This window comes from Rhizobium sp. WW22 (assembly GCF_047041135.1).
Taxonomy (GTDB): Bacteria; Pseudomonadota; Alphaproteobacteria; order Rhizobiales; family Rhizobiaceae; genus Rhizobium.
The window spans coordinates 2,165,690-2,191,359 of the sequence record NZ_CP178198.1; the positions used below are offsets into that span (position 1 = coordinate 2,165,690).

At 60.0% G+C, this 25,670-nt stretch carries 27 protein-coding genes and 1 riboswitch; of the genes, 8 read left to right on the forward strand and 19 right to left on the reverse strand.

Going from position 1 to position 25,670, the window contains the following annotated elements; translation table 11 throughout:
- The first annotated feature begins 47 nt into the window (after positions 1 to 47).
- Positions 48 to 911 (forward strand): AraC family transcriptional regulator, encoded by an 864-nt coding sequence (locus ACK83U_RS10715; RefSeq protein WP_112415463.1) that lies wholly within the window; start codon positions 48 to 50, stop codon positions 909 to 911.
- On the opposite strand, the gene ACK83U_RS10720 is transcribed toward ACK83U_RS10715, so the two are convergent.
- Positions 901 to 2,325 (reverse strand): PLP-dependent aminotransferase family protein, encoded by a 1,425-nt coding sequence (locus ACK83U_RS10720; protein WP_112604602.1) that lies wholly within the window; start codon positions 2,323 to 2,325, stop codon positions 901 to 903. The genes ACK83U_RS10715 and ACK83U_RS10720 overlap by 11 nt on opposite strands.
- Positions 2,326 to 2,419: 94 nt before the next feature.
- Here ACK83U_RS10720 and ACK83U_RS10725 point away from each other — a divergent pair, with 94 nt between their 5' ends.
- Positions 2,420 to 3,103 (forward strand): pyridoxamine 5'-phosphate oxidase family protein, encoded by a 684-nt coding sequence (locus ACK83U_RS10725; RefSeq protein ID WP_112604599.1) that lies wholly within the window; start codon positions 2,420 to 2,422, stop codon positions 3,101 to 3,103.
- Between the two features lie 29 nt (positions 3,104 to 3,132).
- Complete coding sequence (locus ACK83U_RS10730) at positions 3,133 to 3,795, forward strand: GNAT family N-acetyltransferase (protein ID WP_112604596.1); 663 nt, start codon at positions 3,133 to 3,135, stop codon at positions 3,793 to 3,795.
- Positions 3,796 to 3,816: 21 nt separating this feature from the next.
- Here the strand turns inward: ACK83U_RS10730 and aac(6') are convergent, their stop codons facing one another.
- A complete protein-coding gene (aac(6'), locus tag ACK83U_RS10735) occupies positions 3,817 to 4,257 on the reverse strand; it encodes an aminoglycoside 6'-N-acetyltransferase (protein WP_112604594.1) in 441 nt (146 codons plus the stop codon).
- A 130-nt stretch (positions 4,258 to 4,387) separates the two neighbouring features.
- On the opposite strand from aac(6'), the gene ACK83U_RS10740 reads away from it, so the two are divergent.
- Positions 4,388 to 5,383: a sterol desaturase family protein gene (locus tag ACK83U_RS10740; RefSeq protein WP_112604591.1), complete on the forward strand. Its 996-nt coding sequence runs from the start codon at positions 4,388 to 4,390 to the stop codon at positions 5,381 to 5,383.
- Between the two features lie 214 nt (positions 5,384 to 5,597).
- Positions 5,598 to 8,921, forward strand: coding sequence for a thiamine pyrophosphate-dependent enzyme (locus ACK83U_RS10745; RefSeq protein WP_112604588.1), 3,324 nt, complete (start codon positions 5,598 to 5,600; stop codon positions 8,919 to 8,921).
- 111 nt (positions 8,922 to 9,032) lie between these two features.
- Here ACK83U_RS10745 and ACK83U_RS10750 read toward each other — a convergent pair whose 3' ends face one another.
- The 14 genes from ACK83U_RS10750 to ACK83U_RS10815 all read right to left on the reverse strand — a co-directional run bounded on the left by ACK83U_RS10750 (position 9,033) and on the right by ACK83U_RS10815 (position 22,578).
- A complete protein-coding gene (locus ACK83U_RS10750; RefSeq protein WP_112334869.1) occupies positions 9,033 to 9,878 on the reverse strand; it encodes an aspartyl/asparaginyl beta-hydroxylase domain-containing protein in 846 nt (281 codons plus the stop codon).
- 299 nt (positions 9,879 to 10,177) lie between these two features.
- The gene (gene crcB, locus ACK83U_RS10755) at positions 10,178 to 10,570 is read right to left on the reverse strand and encodes a fluoride efflux transporter CrcB (protein WP_112605594.1); all 393 of its coding nucleotides are present in this window, start codon (positions 10,568 to 10,570) and stop codon (positions 10,178 to 10,180) included.
- Between the two features lie 23 nt (positions 10,571 to 10,593).
- On the reverse strand, positions 10,594 to 11,961 hold the full coding sequence (locus ACK83U_RS10760) for a voltage-gated chloride channel family protein (protein ID WP_112604585.1): 1,368 nt from the start codon (positions 11,959 to 11,961) through the stop codon (positions 10,594 to 10,596).
- Positions 11,962 to 12,073: 112 nt separating this feature from the next.
- Positions 12,074 to 12,162: riboswitch (Fluoride riboswitch) on the reverse strand.
- 43 nt (positions 12,163 to 12,205) lie between these two features.
- Entirely contained in the window at positions 12,206 to 13,036 is an 831-nt protein-coding gene (locus ACK83U_RS10765; RefSeq protein ID WP_112604583.1) for a class I SAM-dependent methyltransferase, read from the reverse strand.
- A gap of 41 nt (positions 13,037 to 13,077) precedes the next feature.
- Positions 13,078 to 14,121 carry a Gfo/Idh/MocA family protein gene (locus tag ACK83U_RS10770; RefSeq protein ID WP_112334872.1) on the reverse strand — a complete coding sequence of 348 codons (1,044 nt, stop codon included), beginning with the start codon at positions 14,119 to 14,121 and terminating at the stop codon, positions 13,078 to 13,080.
- 8 nt (positions 14,122 to 14,129) lie between these two features.
- Entirely contained in the window at positions 14,130 to 14,915 is a 786-nt protein-coding gene (locus ACK83U_RS10775) for a ThuA domain-containing protein (protein ID WP_112604580.1), read from the reverse strand.
- 164 nt (positions 14,916 to 15,079) lie between these two features.
- Complete coding sequence (locus ACK83U_RS10780; RefSeq protein ID WP_112334874.1) at positions 15,080 to 15,421, reverse strand: SMR family transporter; 342 nt, start codon at positions 15,419 to 15,421, stop codon at positions 15,080 to 15,082.
- Positions 15,422 to 15,440: 19 nt separating this feature from the next.
- Complete coding sequence (locus ACK83U_RS10785; protein WP_112411521.1) at positions 15,441 to 16,004, reverse strand: TetR/AcrR family transcriptional regulator; 564 nt, start codon at positions 16,002 to 16,004, stop codon at positions 15,441 to 15,443.
- Positions 16,005 to 16,099: 95 nt separating this feature from the next.
- Positions 16,100 to 17,188, reverse strand: a complete 1,089-nt coding sequence (locus ACK83U_RS10790; RefSeq protein WP_112399191.1) for an ABC transporter ATP-binding protein — start codon at positions 17,186 to 17,188, stop codon at positions 16,100 to 16,102.
- Positions 17,189 to 17,279: 91 nt separating this feature from the next.
- Entirely contained in the window at positions 17,280 to 18,155 is an 876-nt protein-coding gene (locus ACK83U_RS10795; RefSeq protein ID WP_112604577.1) for a carbohydrate ABC transporter permease, read from the reverse strand.
- A 1-nt stretch (position 18,156) separates the two neighbouring features.
- Positions 18,157 to 19,062 carry a carbohydrate ABC transporter permease gene (locus ACK83U_RS10800; protein ID WP_015340796.1) on the reverse strand — a complete coding sequence of 302 codons (906 nt, stop codon included), beginning with the start codon at positions 19,060 to 19,062 and terminating at the stop codon, positions 18,157 to 18,159.
- Between the two features lie 71 nt (positions 19,063 to 19,133).
- Positions 19,134 to 20,402, reverse strand: a complete 1,269-nt coding sequence (locus ACK83U_RS10805) for an ABC transporter substrate-binding protein (RefSeq protein WP_112604574.1) — start codon at positions 20,400 to 20,402, stop codon at positions 19,134 to 19,136.
- 234 nt (positions 20,403 to 20,636) lie between these two features.
- On the reverse strand, positions 20,637 to 21,530 hold the full coding sequence (locus ACK83U_RS10810) for a sugar phosphate isomerase/epimerase family protein (protein ID WP_112334879.1): 894 nt from the start codon (positions 21,528 to 21,530) through the stop codon (positions 20,637 to 20,639).
- Positions 21,531 to 21,534: 4 nt separating this feature from the next.
- Positions 21,535 to 22,578, reverse strand: coding sequence for a Gfo/Idh/MocA family protein (locus ACK83U_RS10815; RefSeq protein WP_112605591.1), 1,044 nt, complete (start codon positions 22,576 to 22,578; stop codon positions 21,535 to 21,537).
- 135 nt (positions 22,579 to 22,713) lie between these two features.
- Between ACK83U_RS10815 and ACK83U_RS10820 the strand changes: the two genes are divergently transcribed.
- The 3 genes from ACK83U_RS10820 (at position 22,714) to ACK83U_RS10830 (ending at position 24,620) form a co-directional block, all read left to right on the forward strand.
- Positions 22,714 to 23,757 (forward strand): substrate-binding domain-containing protein, encoded by a 1,044-nt coding sequence (locus ACK83U_RS10820; protein WP_112604572.1) that lies wholly within the window; start codon positions 22,714 to 22,716, stop codon positions 23,755 to 23,757.
- A gap of 88 nt (positions 23,758 to 23,845) precedes the next feature.
- Complete coding sequence (locus tag ACK83U_RS10825; protein ID WP_112334881.1) at positions 23,846 to 24,235, forward strand: group II truncated hemoglobin; 390 nt, start codon at positions 23,846 to 23,848, stop codon at positions 24,233 to 24,235.
- Positions 24,236 to 24,242: 7 nt separating this feature from the next.
- On the forward strand, positions 24,243 to 24,620 hold the full coding sequence (locus ACK83U_RS10830; protein ID WP_112604569.1) for a DUF423 domain-containing protein: 378 nt from the start codon (positions 24,243 to 24,245) through the stop codon (positions 24,618 to 24,620).
- Positions 24,621 to 24,655: 35 nt separating this feature from the next.
- On the opposite strand, the gene ACK83U_RS10835 is transcribed toward ACK83U_RS10830, so the two are convergent.
- From ACK83U_RS10835 to ACK83U_RS10845, 3 genes are read right to left on the reverse strand one after another with little or no spacing between them, the layout of a single operon-like run.
- Positions 24,656 to 24,970: an antibiotic biosynthesis monooxygenase family protein gene (locus ACK83U_RS10835; protein ID WP_112604565.1), complete on the reverse strand. Its 315-nt coding sequence runs from the start codon at positions 24,968 to 24,970 to the stop codon at positions 24,656 to 24,658.
- Between the two features lie 18 nt (positions 24,971 to 24,988).
- Positions 24,989 to 25,240 carry a hypothetical protein gene (locus ACK83U_RS10840; RefSeq protein WP_112604562.1) on the reverse strand — a complete coding sequence of 84 codons (252 nt, stop codon included), beginning with the start codon at positions 25,238 to 25,240 and terminating at the stop codon, positions 24,989 to 24,991.
- 28 nt (positions 25,241 to 25,268) lie between these two features.
- Entirely contained in the window at positions 25,269 to 25,661 is a 393-nt protein-coding gene (locus ACK83U_RS10845; RefSeq protein ID WP_112604559.1) for a DUF2325 domain-containing protein, read from the reverse strand.
- Between the last annotated feature and the right edge of the window lie 9 nt (positions 25,662 to 25,670).

Genomic DNA, 25,670 nt, shown 5'->3' on the forward strand with positions numbered 1-25,670 from the left:
GGCCAATTCTGATACTATTCTGGCTTCCCTCTTATTATGGACGCCCCATGAGGCCCTATCTCGAAGTTCTGCCCCGTTCGCCGGAAGCCTCCTGGAGCATGCTGAACCGCAGGCTTGACGACTGCATTCCGTTCCAGTGGCACCACCATCCGGAATTCGAGCTGACGCTGACGCTGAATTCCATCGGCCAGCGCTTCATCGGCGATCACAGTGGCGACTACGGTGACGGCGATCTCGTTCTCGTCGGCCCCAATCTGCCGCACAGCTGGGTTTCGCGCGCCAAGATCGAGGAAGAAAAGCCGCATATTGCCTTGGTTCTCTGGTTCAATCGCGACTGGCTATTGCAGATAACAGGCGGCGCCGTCGAATTCCGGTCGATCGAAACGATGCTGCAGCGTGGAGATAACGGCCTGCGCTTTTCGCAGACAACCTCCGCTGCCGTCCGCTCCTCCTTCGAAACCATTTTCGAAAAGCCTCCCGTGGAGCGCCTTCTGGCTTTGCTCGGCATTCTGGTGAGGGTCGCGGAAGACCGGCACGCGACACCGCTCGCAAGCGCGCCGGCGCAGGCGCCGGATCTCAAGGAAAGCCGCGAGCGCATCGACCGCGTTCTCACGCATATGCATCTGCACTATGCCCGCGCGATCAGCCTCGATGAGCTGGCCGATATTGCGGCGCTCAGCGTCTCCGGCCTGCACCGCATGTTTCGCCGCCATACCGGCGGAACGATATCGGACTATCTCATGCGCATGCGTATCGGCGACGCCTGCGCCCGCCTCTCTTCCACGGATCAGGCCGTGCAGCACATCAGCGATGCCGTCGGCTATGCCTCGCTTGCCAATTTCAACAGGCAGTTCAAGGCGCTGAAAGGCATGACACCGCGCGAATATCGGGCGATGTTTCTCAGGCGCTGACAGGCACCGTTGCAAGCAGTCTGGCAATTTTGGCAGCCGCCCCATCCGCAGCCTGGGCCTCCATACGGGCAATGCCGAGCAGCAGTCCGGGTCGCGCAGGGCCAAGATACAGCGCCGATATCGGCCGAACTGCAAAACCACTGGCGTTGATGATCCGCGCGAGGGCAACATCATCGGTCTTTCCGTCGCGGAACCAGCTTGCCAGTTGCAGCCCGCCGCCACCCTCGCCCACATCAAGCCAATCGCCGCAATGGCGACGAAGCGCTTCGACGGTTGCCGCCATGCGCTCGGCATAAATGCCGTTCATCTGCCGCAAATGGGCGCGAAACCGCCCTTCTCGCATGAAATCGGCAAGAGCCGCCTGAATGTGAACGGGCACAACGGCGCCCCTCAGCCGCTGCGCCGCTTCCGTCGCCGCCAGAAGCCGCGAGGGAATGATGGCATAAGCGACGCGCAGACCGGGCGCGAGCGTCTTCGAGAAGGTGCCGATATAGGCGACCACCTCGCCGTGATCGATGCCCTGCAGGGCGGCAATCGGACGCGACGCATATTGGAACTCGCTGTCATAGTCGTCTTCCAGCACGATCGCGCCATTGGCGCGTGCAAACTCCAGCAAGGCGAGACGACGCGGCAGGCTCATGGTGACTCCGGTCGGATATTGATGCGAGGGCGTGACATAGATCAGGCGCGGCGGTGGCCCGGCCCCTTGCGCGATATCGATGCCCTCGGCATTGCAAGGCACCGGCACGAGGCTGGCCCCAGCCATCCGCAGGATCGCCTGCGCGCTGGCATAGCCCGGGTCCTCCATCCAAACGATGTCGCCTCGATGATCGGGCTGAAGCAACACGCTCGCTAGCAGCCCGATTGCAGCACCCGTCGACGGCACGATCACGATCTGCTCGGGCCGGGCGACCACGCCACGCGTCGCCGAGATGTGTTCGAGGATCGCCTCGCGCAACTCGCGAATGCCGCCATGATCGCTGTAGCCGAGATCATGCACCCGCAACGATCGACCCCGAGCGCCGAGACAACGCGCCCAGGCGGCATGGGGAAAGGTGGAGACATCGGGCACGCCGGGTTCATACAGTCCCCCGGTCTTGAATTCCGTAACACGCGGCAAATTTGGGGGCGGTGGTGCAGCCTGACCCGACAACGGCGTCGTCGGGAACGCAGCGACGCGTGTCGCCGCGCCAGATGTCGCGTGAAGATAGCCTTCCGCCTTGAGCCGATCATAGGCGTTGACCACGGTCGAGCGCGCAACGCCGAACGAGAGGGCCATCGTCCGCGTCGACGGCACCCGTTGCCCTGCCGGCATCTGCCCGCGCAGGATACGATCGCGCATCAAGCGGTAGACTTGCCCCTCTAGGTCGCCCGAAGACCGGTCCAGTGCCGGCCACTGCGCCACCGATGTCATGAAACCTCAACTGGTCTGCTAAAAATCAAAAAACTGGCCGTTTATAGCCTACCTCTTTTCTGGCAGAGATCAACGTCCGATCTGTGAGGAAGACATGGCCGATCACTATCCGCCCGACGCCAAGACCTACCCGACCACCGAGCGCACCCGCGTGCGGCGCAGCCCGAAGCGCGGCAGCCACGCCCATGCCGATGTCCACGCCATTCTGGATGCCTCCCCGCTCTGTCACGTCGGCTATGTCATCGACGGTGCGCCCTATGTGACGCCGACCCTGCACTGGCGCGAAGGCGATTACGTCTATTGGCACGGCTCGTCTGCCAGCCGCTTCCTGCGCGCCGCCGAAGACACGCCGGTCTGTCTGACCTGCAGCATCATCGACGGCTATGTGCTGGCCCGCTCGGCCTTCAACCATTCGGTCAACTATCGCTCGGCCATGGTTTTCGGCACGGCCCGTCTCGTCGATGACATCGAGGAAAAGACCGATGCACTGCGCCGCCTGATCGAAGACCTGTTTCCCGGCCGCTGGGATAGCCTGAGACCGATGACCAAGCAGGAGGTCAAGGCGACTTCGGTCATGCGGATGAAAATCGACGAGGCCTCCGCCAAGATCCGCAATGGGCCGCCGGGCGATATGGACGAAGCGGATCATCCCGTCTGGGCCGGCATCCTGCCCATCGAAAGCCAACTTGTGCCACCGCAACCGGCACCGGGCATGCCCGACGGAATGGAACTGCCACAATCCCTAGCAGACCTGATACAATCCGGCCGGCTTCGCTGAACTACATTTAATGACCAAAGGACTTTGATATGGATCTGACGAACTGGAAGGGCGTCGCCCGCCCCGAGCGCATCGCCCTTGAAGGCCACTACACCCGGATCGAGCCGCTCGACACGGCCCGTCATGGCGACGATCTCCTTGCCTCGGCCCGCGCACCCGGCGCGGAAGATCGCTTTCGCTATCTTTTCGAGGATGCCCCGGCCGATCGCGCCGCCTTTTCGCCCTGGCTCGAGAAAGCCGCATCCAGCGCCGATCCGCTCTTCTTCGCGACAATCGACAAGCGGACCGGACGCGCCGAGGGCCGACAGGCATTGATGCGCATCGACAACGCGCATGGCGTCATCGAAATCGGCAGCATCCTGTGGGGACCTGCCATTGCCCGCAGCCGCGTGACGACCGAAACGCTCTATCTGTTCGCATCCTACGTCTTCGACACGCTCGGCTATCGCCGCTTTGAATGGAAATGCAACAATCTCAATGAACCTTCGAAGCGGGCAGCCGAGCGTTTCGGCTTCGTTTACGAAGGCATTTTCCGACAGCACATGGTCGCCAAGGGCCAGAACCGTGACACCGCCTGGTTCGCCATGATCGACGCCGACTGGCCGCGCCTTAAGGCCGGCTACGAGCGCTGGCTGAGCCCGGAGAATTTCGACGAGGCTGGCCAGCAGAAGACGAAATTGACATTCGGCTAGGCACAGTCCTGTGGCTTCGGCCTAAAGCAGCTTTCGGAAGTAGACCACGCGCCTGGTTTCGACGAAACCGAGCGCGCCATGAAAGGCGTGGCTCGCAAGATTGTCGATCAGTGCATCCGAGGCAAACTCAGTGCAGCCAGCCTCCCGCCCCCATGCGGCGACAGCCTGGCAAAGCGCCCGCGCCGCCCCTCCGCGCCGATCTTCGGGACGCACATAGATGCCCTCCAGAAACAGGACCGGCGAAGTCTCGCAGCCATTGACGTAATCATGCCGCAATGTCGCTTCGGCAAAACCGACGACATGACCGGCAGAATCGATCGCGACAAACGCAGAAGCATTTTCATGAGCGCGAAATTGCGCCAGTTCCGCCCGATGATGTTCGAGCGAACTATGGGGCCAAAGTTCGAAGCGCAACCGAGCCCACGCCTCCAGATGTTCGCCTGCCGCCTGCTCTATGCGCATGTCTCGATCTCCTACCCAACTGCCTGTTGCCGACCACAGGAAAAATTTCGCTTTCGACTCCACAATCATCGCGCTACATATCGCGCATATTCACGCGCTATTTCGCCGATCAGAATCTGAGGATGATGGAATGACATTTCAAAGCAGTTCGCGTCTTTACGCTGCTGTTTCCTCCCTGTTGTGGCCAGCCATCCTATGCGGTGGACTAACGGGAGCCTATTTCGCCTTCCGGTCGGATATGCATCTTCTCTGGTTCAATGTCGTCTATCTTTCGACGGTAGCCATCATCGCCCTCTTCGAGCGGTTGATGCCTTACGAGAAGACTTGGCAGAAGCGCGATGGCGAGACCTTCAACGATATCGCCCATACGCTGCTAAGCAAGGGCGGCGTGCAGATCGCCGCTGCGATCGGGACCTCCTTTCCGATGGCCGTCGCGACGGTCGCGCAGCCGGCGCTCAGTTACCATTCGCATTTCTGGCCGGATCAATGGCCTATGGCCTTCCAGGTGGTGCTCGGCCTCGTAATTGCGGAGTTCGGTCTCTATATGGCGCACCGCCTGGCGCATGAGCATCTGTCGCTGTGGCGCTTCCATGCCCTTCATCACAGCGTCGAGCGTCTTTGGGTCATCAACACCGGCCGTTTCCACTTCATCGATACACTCTTCAAGATCGCGCTCGGCCAGATCCCACTTTATTTGCTCGGTGCGCCGTTACCGGTCTTCCTCTGGATCGGCGCGGTCACGGCCTTCATCGGCCTCTTGACGCATTGCAATGTCGATATGCGCACCGGCCCGCTCGATCTCATATTCTCGACTCCCCGCCTGCATCGCTGGCATCATTCCAAGGTGCTTGCCGAAGGCAATACGAATTATGGGGAAAACCTCGTGATCTGGGATCAGCTTCTCGGCACCTTCCATAACCCGCCGCGCCCCTCCTCCACGGATATCGGCATCACCGGCAAGGTCGCCAAGGGTTTCCTCGCTCAACTCGCGCAGCCATTCTCCCGGAAAGGCCGCAAGGAGATCATCGGCAAGAAGCCGAAGGAACTGATCCTTCAGGAAGAACAGGCCGCAAAGGCCGCTGCGGCAGGGCGGAACGCCAACGCTAAAATCCGCAAATCAGGCTAGGATCGCTTTCGATAAACGGTGCCAATCGCGCCACGCGCGGACGGGTGCGTGACCACGGATAGAAACATCGCGAAAATTTGCAGCCTGATAATTCACTTATTTCCGTTTCAAACCGAGAAAATATTGTCATTTAACGTGTATTGAAAAAGGCAGCCTAGGGGTCTACCTAGGTCCCTCCAGCGGTTTTAGACGAAAGATTAGGAAAATCATTGAGATGGAAGGGAGGTTTACAACAGAATACCTCAAGCAACTTCACAGAATATTTTTCGTTTCCAGAGAAATAGACCGTCTTGAGAGAGAATTCATCAAGCAGGGCATAGCACATTTCCATGTTTCCGGCGCCGGACACGAGTCCACGGCGCTTCTCAACGAATTCCTTCAGGACGACGATTGGCTGCATCTGCATTATCGCGACAAAGCCCTCATGCTGGCACGCGGCATGCCCATTCGTGAGTTCTTCTCCAGCCTGCTTGCGACAGCCAATTCCCATTCCGCCGGCCGGCAGATGAGCGCGCATCTTTCCTCCCGCGCCCTCAATATCACATCGATCGTCGGACCGGTCGGCAACAATGCTCTGCATGCCGTTGGCGTCGCAGCATCCCTGAAGCACAAGCCGGGAATGCCGATCGCCATCTGTTGCGTTGGCGACGGCACCACGCAGCAGGGCGAATTCCTCGAAGCCGTCGCCGAAGCCGTGCGCAGCCAATATCCTGTCGTCTTCATCATCGAGGACAACAGCTTCTCCATCTCGACACGCACCGGCAAGCAGACCTTCTTCGATTTGCCCGCCGGCCCCGCCTCCTCTTTCTACGGCATCGATATCATCCGCACGGATGGCGACGATCTCACAGCATCCCGCGACGCCTTCCACCAGGCCGTGCGCCATAGCCGCAACAGCCGCACGCCCAGCATCGTGCTTTTGAACGTCGAGCGCCTTTCCGATCATACCAACGCCGACGATCAGAAGACCTATCGCACCCTGCTCGAAATCGAGGCAGGCTCTTCGCGCGATCCGCTGCCGAACCTGCGGGCAATGCTGCACAAAGCCGGTGTCGACGCCGATGCGCTACAGAAGATCGAACAGGAACTGATTGCGGAAGTGCAGGCTGAAGCCGCCCTTGCCCGCAAAGAAGACGCTCCGAAGGTGGAGCCGGAAGCTAAGGCTCCCTACCCCGCATCGTTCAATGGCAAGGCGGAATATCGCGGCAACGAGACCGCATCGACACTGACGATGCGCGAGGCGCTGAATGTCGTTCTCGACAAGCAGCTGGCCGCAAATCCCGACGTCGTCCTGTTCGGCCAGGATATCGAGGATCCGAAGGGCGACGTTTTCGGTGTGACACGCGGCCTCAGCACGAAATATCCCGACCGCGTGCACAACGCCGCCCTCACCGAATCGACAATCGTCGGCACCGCCGTCGGCCGCGCATTGGCCGGCCAGCGCCCTGTCGCCTTCCTGCAGTTCGCAGATTTCCTGCCGCTTGCCTATAACCAGATCGTCTCGGAAATGGGCAGCATGTTCTGGCGCAGCAATGGCGCCTGGGAAGCACCCGTCATCCTGATGGTGAGCTGCGGCGGCTACAAGCCCGGTCTCGGCCCCTTCCATGCCCAGAGCTTCGAGGGAATGCTGGCGCATACGCCCGGCATTGATGTCGTCATGCCCTCCAGCGCCGGCGATGCTGCCGGTCTGCTGAATGCCGCCTTCGAGTCGCGACGTCCGACGGTCTTCCTCTATCCGAAGGCCGTACTCAACAATTCCGACGGCCGCACCTCCGAGGATCTGCACAAGCATTTCGTCCATCCCGGCCTGTCGCGCCATGTTACCCGCGGTCGCGACATTACCCTCGTCAGCTACGGCAACACCGTTTCGCTCTGCGCCAATGCCGCAAGCGCTTTCGAGGCTCAGGGCTTCTCCGTCGAGGTGATCGATCTACGCTCGATCTCGCCCTGGGACGAGAAGGAAGTGCTGGCGAGTGCACGGCGCACCCGCCGCCTGATCGTCGTGCATGAAGACAACCGCACAGTCGGCATGGGCGCGGAAATCATCGCGACCGTCACCGAAAAGACCGATGTCCCGGTCGTCGTGCGCCGGCTTGCCCGCTCGGACGCTCACATTCCCTTCAATTTCCGCAATCAGCTCGAGACCCTGCCCTCCTATCGCAAGCTGGTGGACCTGATGGCAGAGGTTCTCGAATGCGAGGTCACCTGGCACGAAGAGGATGACAGCGGCCCGACGGCAGCGATCAAGGCCATCGGCTCCGGCCCCGCCGACGAAAACGTCCTGGTGACCGATATGCTCGTCAAGCCCGGCGACAAGATCGAAGTCGGCCAGCTCGTTGCCGTCGTCGAGGCGACGAAAGCTTCGGTCGAGATCTGCGCTAATATCGGCGGCGTCGTGCAGGAAGTCTTCGCCAAGGTCGGCGACCAGATCGCCACGGACAGCCCGCTTCTGACCGTCGATGCCAATCGCGATCTGAGCGAGCAGAATTTCGCGCTCGCCTCTGAAATCCAAAACAAATTCGTGCTGCGGCGGCTGAAATCGCATGTCATCCCGGCGCTGCGCCGCCATACCGGCAGCTTCTCGGAAGTCGTCATCAACGGCATTGGCATCGCGACCGGTGCCCGCCGCGTCACCAACGAAGAAATCATCCACAATTGGCCGAACCGCCGGGCCGACGAAATCCTGGCGCTGACGGGCATCAAGAGCCGATTCTGGATCGGACCCGACGAAGGCACGTTGAGCCTTGCCACCAAGGCGGCGCGCGATCTCCTCAGGCAGAACCAGATGTCGATTCACGATGTCGATCTGGTGATCGCCGCCACCGGCACGCCTGACATCGCCACGCCGTCGCTCGCAAGCCGCGTCGCGGTTGCCGTCGCCGAAGACGGCGTGCGGCCTTCACTTGCGGCCTATGACATGGGTGCGGCCTGCTCCGGCTATCTCTACGCCCTGCAGCAAGCCTATGATTTCATTGCCCAGCAGAACGACGCCAAGGTGCTCATCATCACCTCGGAAGTCCTGTCGCCGCTGCTCGACATGAATGATTTCTCCACCGCGATCCTCTTCGGCGACGCCGCGACCGCCAGCCTCGTGACCAGCCGCGACATGGCGCGCAACCCACTCTTCACCGCAAGCCGCCCGATCGTCAGCGGCCGACCGGAACCGGGGGACCTGCTCTATGTTCCGCTGCCGGACGATGGCGTCATTGCCATGAACGGCCGCTCGGTCTTCACCGAAGCCGTACATTCGATGACCCGCTCGATCGAAAACGCCTGCGTCGATGCGGGCATCGAGCTTGCCAACCTCGATCTTCTGGTGCCGCACCAGGCCAACCAGCGCATCATCGATACGATCGCCAAGCGCAGCGGCCGCCCGGCCCTCAGCGTCATTGAAACCTATGGCAACACCAGCTCGTCAAGCATTCCGCTTGCCATGCTGCATGTCGCCAATGAGCGCTCCGAACCATTGAACCTTGGGCTCGTGGCCTTCGGTGGCGGCATGACGGCAGGCGCTGCAATCGTGCGAACGGCGAAATAGGCAGGGTCCCACTCTCTGGACGCCTCCCTGCGGCTGCGCGCAACTGAATAAAACAAAACCCCGGCCTCCCTCAGAGAGATCGGGGTTTATGAAGCTAAACGGTCGACGCGATCAGGGCTTCGGACGGTTTCTGAACGCCTCGGCTTCGGCGTAGAACTTCTTTTCCCATTCCTTGTGATTATCGAGACCTTCCTTGATGAAGGGCGTGAAGATCGCCAGGTTCATCAGGGCCCAGTTGACGAAACGGGCTGGGAATTTCAGCGGCTTGACGAAATCGACGAAAAGCACCACGCGGGTCTTGTCGGTGTGGTTCCAGGCTTCGTGCTCATAGGCGTCGTCGAAAATCAGCGCCTTGCCTTCCTGCCAGTGGCAAACCTGCTTGTCGACGCGGATGGCGAGCTTGTCATTCGGCTCCGGCACGATGAGGCCGAGATGCAGGCGTAGCACGCCATTATAGGGGCCGCGATGCGCGGGGAGATGCTTGCCCGGCTCGAAGATCGAGAACATCGCCGTCGTCAGCCCCGGAATCTTCTGCACGGCCGCCCAGGTATTCGGGCACGCCTTGATGTTCTGCTCGGATTTCACGCCGAAACCGAGAAGGAAGAACGTCTTCCAACGCGTATCGGTGGAAATGGTCTTCACGTCAGTAGAGATGTCCTGGAAGGTCGGCAGCTCGCTCTGGCGCAGCAGAACCTTTTCGAGCTCGGCGCGGATGGCCGGATAATCCTTCTCGATCTCGGCCGCCCAGGGGAAAGTCGCGGTGTCATAGACCGGCGGATTGCCGAGCTTGGCATATTTCAGGTTGAGGCTTTCGGCCCAGGCAACGATGCCCATGAAAAAGCGGGTCATGGCGCTCGGGCGGTCCATCGGCGCGATGCCGGCGGTGCCGAAGGTCTGTTCCGGAGCAGGAGATTGGTTGGAAGTGGGAGCAGGTGCGCTCAAGGGACTCTCCGTCATGTCTGTCTTTTGGGGCGGTGCGGTCCGGGAGGAAGTTGCCCGGGGAATCCGCATGCGAATCCCGGAGCGAGAACAGGCTTGTCATTGGGAATGCTTTGCCGGTGCTTATCCTGATCGACGCCCGACTCCTTGTGTTATGCGGTGATCTTAATAGGCGATTATATGAGTTGATTAGTCGAATTTCGCAAGAGAGTCCGTTCGCAACGAGCGGTGGTTTGTCGTGGAATAAATCTCCGCGATTCTCGAGAGGGATTCACCTCAGAATCGGCAAAAATGCGGCGAAATCTGCCGATCTCCAATCACTGTGCCGTTTGAGCCTGAATTATTAGCCGGACAATTGCAAGCCCTGCCATCAGAGCCCCGATCGATAGGAAAACGGACAGGCCGATATAGGCGATGGCTGACATCCATTGACCGCGCTCCCAGAGCACGACGCTCTCCAGCGCAAAAGTCGAAAACGTCGTGAATCCACCTAGAAGGCCTGTTGTCAGAAACAACCGCATCTCCTGCGACATACCGCCGCGAAAAGCGAAATACTCCGTCAGCAGCCCCATGATGAAGGCACCAAGCACATTGATGATCAACGTGCCGACTGGAAACTCGATCCCGAGCAGGCGGGCAGCAAGCTCGTTGATACCGAGACGGAATGCACCGCCTAATCCGGCACCGAGAAACACGATAAGATAGAGCACGACAACCTCCAACCGTCCTCGCGTCAAACCTCTTCGGTCTTATCGGCATTTCCCCGCCGCGTCTTCACACGGTGTTCGCGAATATGGCGAATCGGCATGTCGGCTGGGATATTATCGGAAGCACTTTTGGCTATGCCGAGACGCTGGGACAGATAGATGCTGGTATGGCCGCTGCAGATATAGGCAAGGAAGCACGCGACAGCGAGGTAGACCGTGTGCGTCGCGCCGAAGAGCTCGATGCCCATGATCATGCAGGCAAGCGGCGTATTGGTCGCGCCAGCGAAAACGGCGACAAAGCCCAACGCGGCAAAAAGATCGGCCGGCGCACCGAGAATGGCGGCAAGCGCATTGCCGAGCGCGGCACCGATGAAGAACAACGGCGTCACCTCGCCGCCCTTGAAGCCGGCGCTCAGCGTTACGATGGTGAAGACTACCTTCCAGAACCAGCTCCAGTAATCGACGCGGGCCGGATCGAAGAAGCCGAGGATCGTCGCATCGTCTGGGTTGGGCGACCAGACGCCAAGCCCGAGATATTGCCGCGTGCCGAGCAGGTAAACGAGACCGATCAAGATTGCACTGGCGATGATAGGCCGTAACGGCGCGTAGGCGCAGAACCGTTTGAACGCCGCAGACGCAGCATGAGAGAGCTCGCTGAAGCAACGTGCGGCCAAGCCGAAGATGACGCCGGCAAGTCCGACCTTGGCGAGCAGCAGCGCATCGAGGTGGAAGGTGCTGGCCGGAGTGCCGGTGAGATAGCTGATGTGGTACTGGATATGCTCGATGCCCCAGGCATGGCAGGTCCAGTCGGCCGCGATTGCCGCAGCGAGGCTCGGGATCAGCGCCTCATATTGCATCCGCCCGATCGTCAGGACTTCGAGAGCGAAGACGGCGCCGGCGATCGGTGTGCCGAAGACCGCACCGAAGCCGGCGGCAATGCCCGCCATGAGGAGAATGCGGATCTCGCCATGGCTGAGTCGAAAAACTCTCGCAAAGGCGCTGGCAATGCTGCCGCCAAGCTGCACCGCCGTCCCTTCGCGTCCCGCAGAACCACCGACCAGATGCGTCAGAACCGTCGAAACCAGGATGAAGGGCGCCATGCGCAGCGGCACGCCGCCGCCGGGCTCATGGATCTGGTCAACGATCAGATTGTTGCCGCCCTCCGAGCCTCGGCCGAAGCGCTGGTAAACCAGCACCATCAGGAAACCGGCAACCGGCATAAGAAAGATCAGCCAGGGATGATCGAAGCGCGCGGCTGTCGCCTTGTCCAAGCTCCAGAGGAACAGCGCGCAGAGCGAGCCGACGACCACAGCCATCGGCACCACGAGAACGATCCATTTGAACAGGCTGCGGAATTGCTGAAAACGATGATGAAAATAGGCGGATACGGACATCAGTTTGCCCCTCCCGCGAAGCCAGCATGCGGTCTTCCGGGGACGGTGAACAAGAAACAGTGGGATAACGGTAAGATAACAGGCATGGCTCTACTCCTTCGCCTTTCAGGCGCGCTGAGTAGGAGTCATCAGCTTCTCTGGAAAAATCAGAGCAGCGGTTCGGCCACCATGGCCCGGCAGAAATCCATTACCGTTGTATTTTCCATACAGAAACAGGCCCGCCGCTGTCAACGGACAGCAGCCGTCACACCGCCCGGGCGATCATCTCGATCGGCGCAAGCAGGCCGCCCTCGACCGACACGTTGACGTTGCTCATGCGCTCGCCAGCCCGCGGACCCATCAGCGTACGGACACCCTGGTCTCGCACCTCGCCAGCCGCAGCGGCCCTGGCTCGCGCTTCATGCGCCAGCCGGATTACGAGAGCACTGCGGTCCTGCTCAAACTCAACCGTGAAGCCGGCTTCGGCGAGCAGATGACGATAGACATCGGGGCTACGGACGAAGCTCGTCTCCTGCTCCATAGCCCAGGGCATGGGAAAGGGGAGTGTGCCGTCACGCATCTGCATGATTTCATAGAGACCGAAACGGCCGCCCGGCTTGAGAATGCGCCTGATCTCCCAGAACAGTCTCGCCTTGTCCTCGATATTCATGCCGACATGAATGAGCGTCGCCCGATCGAAACTGCCGCTATCGAAGGGCAATGCCAAGGCGCTGCCTTGCCGGAAGGAGACTTGGTCCGCGAGACCGCAGCGAACCGTCAGCGAATTGGCGACCTGAACGAATTCTTCGGTGAGATCGATGCCCGATACGATGCATCCGTACGAGTCGGCAAAATGGCGGGCAGGCCCGCCGAGCCCGGAGCCGATATCGGCGAGGCGCAGGCCGGCGGAAAGATCCAGATCTCTCGCGAAATCCACCGTCGCCGCATGTCGCCCCAGATGGAATTCATCGATATCAGCCAGATCGCGGATGCGAAGATTGTCGACATCCTTGCCGTCGGCCGCAAGGCTTTGCAGGATCGCCGCTTCCAGCGATCCGTGCGTATAGTGGCTGGCCACTTTTTCCTCGGTAGACATGCGTGCACTCCCAAGGCCCTGCCTGAAGGCTGACTGTGATATCAGACCTTCAGTTCGCGCCGTTCAACTTCCGTCACCATGGCAAGATCCAGCACGCGCTGCAAGTTGGCTGCGTGACGGAAGCTCGGGTCCTGGCTGCTGCCGGTCATCACAGCCTCGGCGAAGCGCTGGTAGTTGGTCGGCACCGGAGGTACTTCAAGAACACGCCAGGTCGCCGTTTCCGTATCATCGCCCAGGCAACCCCGCAGTTCGGAACCGTTGGGGCTATGGTTCACTTCCAGTCCGCCGCGCTCGCCATAGATGCGAAGCTTCAGCTCGTTCAAATGTCCCGTCGCCCAGCGGCTTGCATGCACGACGCCAAGCGCGCCGTTGGCGAAATCGACCGACATCGAGAAGCTGTCATTTGCATCGAGCGTATATTCGCCGATGCGCTCGCCCGGCGCCTTGGCGAAGGTCTTGAGACGGGCAAAGACGTGATCGATATCGGTCGCGGCGCCATAGGCGGCGAAGTCGAGGATATGGATGCCGATATCGCCGAGAACGCCGTTCGAGCCATGACCGGTCGACAGACGCCACAGCCACTTGGATTCGCTGCGCCAGTCGCCCCAGGCCTTGGAGACAAGCCAACTCTGCAGGTAAGACGCCTCTACATGCTTGACGGTACCGATTTCGCCCGAAATCACCATCTCGCGCGCCTTCTGCAGCTGCGCGACATTGCGATAGGTCAGGTTGACCATGTTGACGACCCCCGCCCTTTCGGCAGCTTCCGTCATCTCGAGCGCCTTTTCATAATTCTCCGCAAGCGGCTTTTCGCAGAGAACATGCTTGCCGGCGGCAAGCAGCGGCAGGGTCGTCGGGTGGTGCGCCTTATCCGGCGTGACATTCGTCGCCGCATCGAACTCGCCCCAGGTGAGCGCCTCGTCGAGCGACGAGAAGCGCTTCTTGATATCGAACGTGTCGCAGAAGGCGGTGAGCCTCGTCGCATCCGTATCGACGGCGCCGACGATTTCGACGCCAGGAATGCGGGCGAAATGCTCCACATGGTTCTTCGCCATGCCGCCCGTGCCAACTACTATGAGACGCATCTGATACCTCAGCGATAACCGGCTTCGCCGGCCTGGTGCAGTTTCGGGCCACGTTCGACGATCGGCTCCAGTGCCTTTTCGACCGGCACATTCGGCGCATCATGGATGCTGACCTGAGTGCCGAGCGGGTTATGGGCCCACTTCACGGAATTGATCAGAACCTTCTGAATGGTGCCGTTGTGATAGGTCGGATAGGTCTCGTGGCCTGGACGGAAGTAGAAGATGTTGCCGGCGCCACGGCGCCAGGTCATGCCCGAACGGAAGACTTCGCCCCCCTGGAACCAGGAGATGAACACGGTTTCCAGCGGTTCCGGAACGGAGAACTGTTCGCCGTACATTTCCTCATTCTCGAGCTCGAAATGCTCGCCGAGGCCGGCTGCGATCGGATGGCGGGGATTGATGACCCAGAGGCGCTCGCGCTCGCCTGCTTCGCGCCACTTCAGCGCGCAGGGCGTGCCCATCAGTCGCTTGAAGACCTTGGAGAAATGGCCCGAATGCAGGACGATGAGGCCCATGCCTTCCCACACGCGCTTTGCCACGCGCTCGACGATTTCGTCCTTGACGGCGCCGTGATCCTTGTGGCCCCACCACAACAGGACGTCGGTATCCTTCAGACGGGCTTCGCTGAGACCGTGCTCCGGCTCCTGCAGCGTCGCCGTGGTCGCCTCGATACCCGCATCGGCATTCAGTGCCTTGGCGATGGTGTTGTGCATGCCCTCCGGATAGATCTCGGCGACGACCTTGTTTGTCTGCTCATGAATGTTCTCGCCCCAAACGACGGCACGAATAGTCATTACGGCACTCCTCTTATACCATTGAAATTGAATGGGTTACGCGATCCAAAGCGCTTTGGGAAAGCGCCGTACTTCAAGCTTCCATCAGCCCGTTCGGGGCAAGAGATAAAGCCTCCCCGCGAATTTGACAAAGACAAAAACGACCATAAACAACACCTGTGTTTTCAGTGCGACACGGATTTTGAAAAGAGATTGACGACGAGCACGCCGGCAATGATCAGACCCAGGCCGATGACGGCAGCAAGGTCGAGTTTCTGGCGGAAAAGCACGACCCCCACCATCGAAATCAGCACGATGCCGAGCGCGCTCCAGATAGCATAGGCGATACCCACCGGGATGACCCGCAACGTCACCGAGAGACAATAGAAGGCGGCCGTATAGCAGATCACCAAAACCACTGTCGGGCCGAGGCGGGTGAACTGCTGAGACATCTGCAACGCCGTCGTGCCGATCACTTCCAGCACGATCGCGACCAGCAGCATTGCATAGACCGATGCGTTCGCCATTCCATTGTCTCCGATAAGGTTAGAGCTGCGTCAGCTCGATCAACCGGTCGATCAGCCTTTGGCGGGCGCTCTCGTCCAACTCGTGGCTGCCGAGCAGGTCGGCGAGCCATATCCCGTCGGCCGCCAATCTGACGATTGCCGCATCCACCGAGGAGTCCGTACCGACATATTCCTCGCTGCGCTCGCGCACCCACTCATGCCACCGCTGCCGCAATTGCGGCTCGGTGAGCAGCACCATCGTCACCTGCGCCCAATCCTTGGCGCCCTGCGGCTGGTCCCGCAGCGCCAGACAGGCATGCAGATAAGCGCGGGTAAAGCGGCCATGCGGCAGCGGATCGGCGCGCATCGCTTCCTCGATCGCAGCATCCAGCCGCTCCAGCAGGCTGTCGAACAGCGCTTCCAGCAACATGTGCTTGCTGGGGAAGTGATGCAGCAATCCACCCTTGCTGACACCGGAGGCGCCGGAAACGGCGTCCAGCGTCACCGCCGTCATCCCCTTTTCCGAAGCAAGCCGCGCCGCGACCTCCAGCAACTGCTGGCGGACGAACAAGGGCTGCTTCTTTCTATGGTGCGCGGTGGACATGATGGCATAACATACCAGTTGGACGGTTTCGTCAACGACCTACTTGATCGCCTCTGAAGCTTATCGAAAATGGCTGATCTTTGTGTCCTCCCTCCTTAGTTTACGGAATGATGGGCGGCATCGTTCTCATCGAAGATGCTCACCTTTGCTGCGTCAACGGTAAAGGCAATCGGCGAGCCGGTCGTGATCGTCGTCATGCCGGGATCCGTGCCGATGATCTTCGAGCCATCCTTGAGCCGGACGTGAACAAGCGAACGGTCGCCCAAGCGTTCGATGGTCTCGACCTGACCACCGATATCACCCTTCTCCGCCGCCGTAACCACCAGATGCTCCGGACGGATGCCGAGCGTCAGTCCGGAATTCGCGAGACCATTGAGCGCGACCGCTGTCTTAATGACAGAGCCATCCGGCAGCGTTGCCGTCGCCAGCCCGCCCGCTTCATTCAGGCCGGCTATATTGATAAAGTTCATGCCGGGTGAGCCGACGAATTGGGCGACATAGCGCGTCGCCGGGCGCGTGTAGATCTCGACGGGGGTCGCCACCTGCTCGATCTTCTTGTTGTTGAGCAACACGATACGGTCGGCGAGTGTCATCGCCTCCACCTGGTCGTGCGTCACGAACACCATCGTCGCGCCGAGCCGCTCATGCAGCTGCGCCAATTCCACGCGCGTACGTGTGCGCAGACCGGCATCGAGGTTGGAAAGCGGCTCGTCGAAAAGGAACACATCCGGCTCGCGCACTATGGCGCGGCCAATCGCGACACGCTGGCGCTGGCCGCCGGAGAGTGCCGAGGGTTTGCGATCGAGAAGGTGCGGCATTTCCAGGATCTTCGCGGCTTCTTCGATGCGCCTGGCAATCTCGTGCTTGGGCGTTTTGATGTTTTTCAGGCCGAAGGACATGTTGTCGCGAACCGTCATGTGCGGATAGAGCGCGTAGGATTGAAAGACCATCGACACGCCGCGCTCGCCGGGCGGCAGTTGGTCGACCCGCTTTCCACCGATCCAGATCTCGCCGCTGGTGATCGTCTCGAGACCAGCGATCATGCGCAGCAAGGTCGACTTGCCGCAGCCCGAGCCGCCGAGGAAGACGACGAACTCGCCGCGCTCGATCGTCAGATCGATGTCGTTCAGAACCTGCACGGCACCGAAATGCTTGGTGAGGGATTTAATATTGATACCTGCCACTTTACGCCTCCTGCGGAAAATCGAATTTATCGAACTTGCCATTCGTCGCGCCCCGCCCGGCGGCTTTCGCCGAACGGGGCTTCCGCATTGGTTATTTGACAGCACCGACCGCGACACCGCGCGTCAGGGTCCGTTGGAAAATAAGGAAGAAGATAATCGTCGGCGTTATGCCGAGCAGCGAAGCCGCCGCAATCGCGGTCGGATCCTGTGTATTGGCGCCCGACAGCACGCCCATGGCGACCGAGACCGTCTGATTGTTGTTGGAAACGAGGAATACCAGCGGGATCAGAAACTCGTTCCAGGTCCAGATGAAGAAGAAGGTCGCAAGCACAGCAAGCGTCGGTCTGAGCACCGGCACGATCACCATCCAGAGGATTTGCCAGCGGCTGGCATTATCGATCTGCGCCGCCTCGATGATCTCGCGCGGAAAGGTCGCCAGCACGGAAGACAGAAGATAGGTCCCGAACGCGGTATGCAGCACGCCGATGATCAGGATAACCGAGAGCATCGAGTCGAACAGTCCGACCTGCTTCGACATATAGTAAAGCGGATAGACCAAAGCCTCCTGCGGCGCCATGATGGATATCAACAGCAGGACGAGAAGCCCTTGCCCGCCACGCACGCGGCCTATGCCGATGGCATAGGCATTCAGCAAGCTGAGAACGACGGCCAGAATTGCGGTGCATCCGCTGATAAGGATACTGTTGAAAAGCTTGCGGGGGAAATCGACGGTGGCCCAGAAGTTCTTAAGAGCCGTCAGATCGAAGCTGTGCGGAAGAGCAAGCGGACCATTGGCGGCATAGTCGGAGGGCGTCTTGATAGCGTTGACTGCCGCGAGAAAGAACGGAAAGAGCGTGCCTGCAAGGAAAACCAGCAGGATGCCCAGAACGACCCAGCGGCCGAAACCCCTTCTTGCGCGATGTTCAGTCGAAACGACGTGTGTGGAAATCGAGGATGCCGTTGCCATCTCAATGCCCTCCTTCGGCCTGTTTCGACTGCATACGCAGGAAGAGGATGCCGAGTATGATGGTCATGACCGTCTGCAGCGTCGCGATGGCTGCCGCATATCCGACGCGGTTCGTCGTGAAGAAATGATAGTATGACAGATAGGATGGGACCGTCGTTGCATTGTCCGGTCCGCCCGACGTCAGAACATAGATCGGCGCGAAGACCTTGAGCGCCGCAATCAGCGTCGTCAGCGCGACGACGAAAATTTCAGGCATCAGCATCGGAATGGTGATGGCGCGGAAACGCGCGAACCAGCTCGCATTGTCGAGCTCGGCGGCCTCGTACAGCGAAGGATCGACTCGTGCCAATCCGGACATGAACACGACCAGGCAATAGCCCACCTGCACCCAGACGATGACGGCCGAAACCGCCCACAGCGCATAGGTGGCGTCGCCCAGCCAGTTCTTCGCCATGAAATCCAGGCCGATCGCCTTCAGCACTGCATTGATGATGCCGATGGGGTTGAGAATCCAGGCCCACAGCACGCCGGCGGCTGTCAGCGGCAGGATTTGCGGCAGGTAGAAGCCTGCGCGAAAAAAGCTCGACCACGTCTGGCTGAATTGCGCACTGATATAGTCGAATAGCACCGCCGCCAGCACCAGCCCCAATATGATGGGCACGATCGTCATCGAGATGATGAACAGCAGCGTGTGCTGGATGGAACCCCAGAAAGCCGCATCGTGAAGCAGCCGCTGATAATTCTCAAAGCCAACATATCGCGGCGGAATAACGCCGCCCTTCCATGTCGTGAAGCTGATGACGAAATTGGCAATCAGCGGAACGAGCACGACGAGAACAAACCCGAGCACGCCGGGGATCATGTAGAAATAGTACCCCGCCCTGCCGGCGCTCTTCGACTTATCCATCGAAATCCTCCAGTCCGATACGGCAAGGCGGCATCAAAGCCGTCTTGCCGTTGTGATTGTCGCCGATGGTGTTACTGCGCTGCCTGCACGTCGTCGTAGGCCTTCTTCAGGCGCGCCGCGAACTGATCAGGTGTGGTCGAACCGTTGACAAGACCCGTGGTCGCCTGGATCAGCAGTTCGTAGTAGCCAGGCACCGGCCAGTCCGGGTAGAAGCCGAGGCCGCCCTTGCTGGAGATTTGGTTGAAGAGCTCGACGTTGCGCTTGCCGACTTCGTCAGTGACCGAGGCCGGATCGGCGGCAATGGCAACGCCACCGAGATTGGCCTGCATGTTCTGGTTTTCCTTGCTCAGAACAAGATCGATGAACTCGTAGGAGAGATCCTTGTTCTTCGCGCTCTTCGGCACCATGAACAGGTTGCCGGTCGAACCCACGCTGTATTTCGGGGTCGGGAAGATGAACTGGCTCCACTTGAAGGTCTTGATCGAGCTCGCGAAGTTGCCGTTGTTCCAGGTGCCGCTGACAAACATCGGCGCTGTGCCCGACGAGAAGAGATTGTCGGCGCCGCCGGTGCCCTTCAGGCCGGTCGAATCCTTCGAAATATAACCCTTGCTCACCCAGTCGGCGATCTTCTGGGCGGCAAACAGGAAGGGCTTGGTATCAAGCGGTGCCTTCAGCCCCTGATAGTTCTTGACCCAGGTATCGTCAGCCTGCGTCAGTGCAAGCGTATAGACCAGGTGCTGCGCGTTGGAATCCACCGTACCATAGGCAAGCGGCGTAATGCCCTTCTTCTTGAAAGTGTCCAGCGCAGCTTCGAATTCGTCGAGCGTAGTCGGCACTTTCACGCCATTGGCCTGGAACATGTCGATATTATAGAAAACCGAAACGAATTCGCCATAGACGGGAATGCCGATAATCGGACCAGAGCCATAGATGCCGTTGCCATCGTATTTGCTGAGCTGGCTGTTGGTTTCGTTTAGGATTTTATCCCAGCCGCGCGATTTGAATTGATCGTCGAGCGGTGTCAGCAGGCCCTGCGAGGCAACGAGGCCAGCCGTGGCATTGCCCTTGTTGTACTCCAGAACATCCGGGGCCTGATCCGAATTGAGGATGAGGCTGCCTGCCTTCTGCAATTGCTCGAAGGTCTTCTGCTCGAAATTGATGGTAACGTCGGGATGCTTGGCTTTCAGCTCTTCGAGCGCCTTGGTCCATGCCTTGGCCTGCGAAGTATCCGGCAGTTCGAACCACCAGACGTTAAATGTCTTGCCCTGCGCTTGTGCCACACCGGCGGCAAGCAGAAGCGACATGCCGGCGGAGATCGCCAGCTTCGAAAAAATATTCATACATTCTCCTCCACCATGCGAACCGTGACGGTATCTGTCCGATGACATGGCCCGCGCTGCCATCGGCGTTTTCCTCTTACCTGCGCCAAGCGCCCGCCTGTCCCATGGGGCAAGGTGCGGACGCTCGGGTTCCTCCGTTCGGGTTTCCGTCATGCCCTAAGCGTCGATCACTCAGGGCATTTCATTAACGCACAACTTGCCTTCTAAATCGATGCAGTTCTGCAAATGCATGCATTACTCGACGAAGTCCCCGCCCCTGCTTGCCTTGAGATAGTTCAGGCCGTGAACCTGGCCAGTCATTTCGAGTGCATCGCGATAGACCGGGTCATGCCAGCCTTCGATGTCGATGGAGCCGGACCAGCCGGCCAAGCGCAGTTCGGAGATGATGTCGGTCCAGTTGCTGTCGCCGAAGCCCGGCGTGCGCATGAAGACGAACTTCTCCTTGCCAAAGATGCCGTGCTCCTTGATGACATCCCAGCGGATCGTCGCATCCTTGCCGTGGACGTGGAAAATCTTTTTCGCCCATTTGCGGATCTGCGGCAGCGGCTCGATCAGATAGACCATCTGATGGCACGGTTCCCATTCGAGGCCGAGATTATCATCCGGGGTCTCGTTGAACATCAGCTCCCACGCATCCGGATTATGCGCGATGTTCCAATCGCCGGTCGCCCAGTTGCCGTCCATGGCACAATTTTCGAAGGCGATCTTGATGCCCTTGTCGGCCGCACGCTTGGCAAGCTCGCTCCAGATCTGCTTGTAACGCGGCAGGCTGTCTGTGAGCGGCTGGTTGCGGATACGGCCGGTGAAGCCGGCAACGCAGGTCGCGCCAAAATGATGGGCGTTGTCGATGCAATCCTTCCAGCCCTGCAACGTCTGCAGATCCATCTCACGCTCCTCGAGCGGATTGCCGAACATGCCGAGCGTCGAGATCGTGATGTCGCGGTCGCCGATGGCCTCGCGGCAGCGCTTGCCGAGTTCCGCAAGATTCTGACCGTTGGTGCTCTGCCAGAAGAAGGGCTCGAAGCTCTCGAAGCCGAGATCGGCGATCTTGGCGATGTTCTGGGCAGCATCCTCGTTCGTCGCCCTGATCATCGTGCCGATGCGGATGGCCTTTGCCGGATTTGTCATGATCTCATTGTCCTTGTGCTGAAATGTCGACACGCCGGCCGGTCTTGGCGCTCTCAATGGCGCCTAGAACCATGGCAAGGCTGCGAATGTTGTCAGAGCTCGCCGTCTCGGGCGGCTTGCCCGTTTTGATCGCTTCGATGAAGGATGCGATGACGCTGGCGTGGCCGTGCGTCTCCTCTTCATGTTTCGGTCCGGGGACCTCGATCGGCGTAAAGCCGTGCAGCAGACCTGGCTCGTTGCCGGCAATGGCCGCTTCGAAATTCTCTTCGCCGTCCCAGGTCAGCATGCCCTTGCTGCCGGTGAGCCGCCACTCACTTTCCCAGCTCGTGCGACGACCCTCGGCGCACCAGGAACCGCGATAGCTGAAGACGACGTCATCGGAAAAGTCGAAGAGCGCATGCGCCGATGCGCCATGCTTGTACCAGGAGCCTACCGGGTTCTTTTCAAGGCAATAGACCGAGAGCGGCACCTTGCCGGACACGAAGCGAGCGGCATCGAAGGTGTGGATCGCCATGTCGAGCAACAGCACATTGTCCATCTCCTCGCGGAATCCGCCGAAATGCGGACCGAGGAAGAAATCACAATGGACGCCCGTCAGCTCGCCAATCGCCCCCTCCTCTACAAAGCGTCGCATGCGACGGATGCCGGAGATGAAGCGGCGATTCTGGATGATGGCATGAACTTTACCCGTCTCTGCCGCAAGCTTGATCAGAGCGGTACCTTCGGCCAGCGACGTCGCCATCGGCTTTTCGCTCAGCACATGGCAGCCGGCCTTCAGTGCCGTCGACACCACGCCGAAGCGCGCAGCCGGAATGACGATATCGAAGACCAGATCCGCCTTAGTCGCAGCAATGACCTCGGCGAGGTCGGAGCCGATGACGGCACCGTCGAGAGAGAATTCTTTCGCAAGGCTTTCAGCGGTCGCCCGATTGAGATCGACCAGGCCGACAATCTGAATGGATTCGGCAAGCGCCGGCGTCGAGGCGATAGCCCTGAGCCAGCCTTTGGACATAGCTCCGCACCCGCAAAAAATGGCATTAAATTTCACGATATCCTCCTGCGGGCCGTGCATTACCCCTCATGACACGCGCTCCGTAAACGTTTACGATACTATGCGAAAAGATTTTCCTGTGTCAATAGAGGAGGACTACGGAAAATGGCGCATGGAGGAAAACCGCGGCCGATGAAGGGAATTCGTCAGCTTGCCGAGCATCTCGATATCTCGATCGGCACAGTATCACGCGCATTGAACGGCAAGCCTGATGTCAACGAGGAGACCCGCAAGCGCGTGCTCGCCGCTGCCGAGCAGCTCGGCTATGTCGCCAACCAATCCGGCCGCAGCCTGCGGCAGGGCACGACGAACGTCATCGGGCTGATGATCCAATCCAGCCGGGAAACGGTTGAAAACAGCGACAATTTCTTTCTGACGGTGACGGGTGGGCTGCAGAGCGTGTTCTCCCGCCACAAGCTCGATCTCATCATGCTCCCCTGCCCGCATGACGAGGACCCTTATGAATATCTGAAGCGCATGGTCGCGAGACGGATCGTGGATGCGCTGATCATCTCGGAGACGCAGCGCGTCGACAAGCGCTTCGACCTGCTCGCCAAGGCGAAAATCCCCTTCGCAGCGCTTGGCCGCAGCCTGTCGGGCACGCAGCACCCCTGGGCCGACCTCGATTTTGACGGCGTCGCCAATGCCGCCGTAGACCGGCTCGTCGCGCATGGACATCGCCGCATCGCGGTCAGCGCACCCTCAAGCGACATCAATCTCGGCTTCATCTTCGTCGATGGCTATCGCCGGGCGCTGGAGCGGCATGGCATCGACTATGATCCCGCGCTCGTCATTCGTGCCAAATCGAGCGAACAAGGCGGCTATCAGGTTGCCGACGAGTTGCTGCGCCTCGAAAACGGGCCGACGGCTGTGATCTTGATCTATGAATTGATGGCGATCGGCTTCTATCGGCGCGTGATGGAAGCCGGCATCATCCCTGGGCGCGATATAGCGGTCGTCAGCTTCCGCGAGGCGCCGCGCGCCAAATTCCTGCAGCCGGCGCTGACCTGCTTTCGCACGTCCGTGCACGATCTTGGCGTCGAGTTGGCGGAAATCCTGCTCTCCAGCATGCCCGCCTACAGCCACGAGTATCCAAGAAAGACGCGCCAGACCGTTTGGCCGCTCGAGCTCATCCCTGGGGAAAGCGATGCTTTCCAGCTGACTGTCAAAAAATAGTAGCGCCGAAACGCCGCACCGGCCGCTTGCACAGTTGCGACAGCGCTCCTGAGTTGCCATCTAGGACATCGCAAACAGGGGCCTGGGCTTGAGCGAAGAAACCATCACACTCTACGAAGCGATCGGCGGCGACCGAACCGTGCGGGCGCTTACATCACGCTTTTACGAATTGATGGATACGCTGCCGGAGGCCGCAAATTGCCGCGCCGTGCACCCGCCGAGTCTCGAAGGCTCGCAGGAGAAATTCTACGAATATCTGACCGGTTATCTCGGCGGGCCGCAGCTCTACATCGAAAAGCGCGGCCACCCGCGCCTGCGCAGCCGGCATTTCGTCGCCGCCATTGGTCCAAAGGAGCGCGACGAATGGCTGCTCTGCTTCCGCCGCGCCATGGACGAGACCATCGAAAACGAAAAGCTGCGGGCCGTCATCTGGGAGCCGGTCGAACGTCTGGCTTTCCACATGCAGAACAGGGAATGAGGAAAACATGAGCATCGGCGCCATAATCCGTCCGGCCACCCTGTTTATCGCCGGCATTCTCGGGGGCGGCGGTGTCGCGCTGGCCGCAGCCGCAACTCATGGCGGCGACACGCATTTCCTCGGCGCAGCCTCCACTATGAGCCTCGCCCACGCCCCTGCCCTACTGGCGCTTTATGCCGGCTATGACCGTATCCGCACAGCGCCTATTGCTGCAATCTTGCTCGGATTGGGAACGCTGATCTTCGCCGGCGATCTCATCAACAGGCATTTCGGCGGCGGCTCGCTCTTTCCAATGGCTGCTCCGACGGGCGGAATGGGCATGATTGCCGGCTGGGCGGCAATAGCGCTCGGCGCCTTTTTCAGAACCGGTGTGGCCAAGGCCTGAGACAAAGCTATCTTGCCGAGGTAGGCGACGCTGCTTCAAATCCCCGGAACGACAGCGAAGCCTTCGAATTGCGGCGGTCCCCAATAGAGCCGTTTGTTATCGGCCGCATTGCGGTGCGCCGTGCGAAAATGCTCGGATTTCGTCCAGTTGATGAAATCATCTTCGCTGTGCCAGGTCGTGTGCGAGGAAAACAGCGCATAGCCCTCCTCCACGCTCGATTTTCCGCGCAGAAGGCGAAATTCGAGAAAACCCGGCACGTCCGATAGGCGGGAATCGCGCCCTCTCCAAACCTCTTCGAATTCGCCCTCCAAACCGATGACGACCTTGAAGCGGTTCATGGCGATATACATGGCAACCTCGTTCGACGATCAGACCTTCTTGCGACGGGCGACAGTCTTATCCGCGTCGGGCGCAAAGGCAACGACATTTGCGCCATTGCGGCTCGCCGCGTCCAACGGTTGCTCCGGCGCCTGTCCCGGCTGCCGCGTCTTCCAGGCGGGAAATGTCGCGACATTGGCGGCCCGCCGTTGGTCATTGTCGCGGCGCATCAACAATTCATAGAGTTCGGGCACAAGCCCATCACCATTCTGTGCGGCCAGCTTGTGCAGGCCGATCAGCACGAACCCGTCAGGGCATGATCGATCATCTTCAAGCGTCTCGTTCGTTCATGGTCTGCAGCGCCCGCTCGAGGCTGGACTTGCTGCCATTGCGCAAAGGGATGAATGCCTTGCCGAATTTCTTGCAGCCTGTCTTAACCCGCAGGCAGGCATCATGGCTGATGCAATCGATCGGGCAGAACACACAGTCGACCGATGGCAGCACGGTGTCGATGCGCGAAACCGCCTCGCGCAGGCCGCCATCGTGATGGATCAGTTCGGCACCAAAATTGCTGGCGATCTGGCGCAGATGCGCCACCTGGCAATCGCGGCCGCCGACATAGAGGAAGCTGCGTCCATCGAGAGTGGATTTCCCGGAAGCCTGCGGCGGTGTCTGCACTTCGCGGCTCTCGCGGCCAGAACCCCTCTTCCCCTTACGCGCCATACATCACCC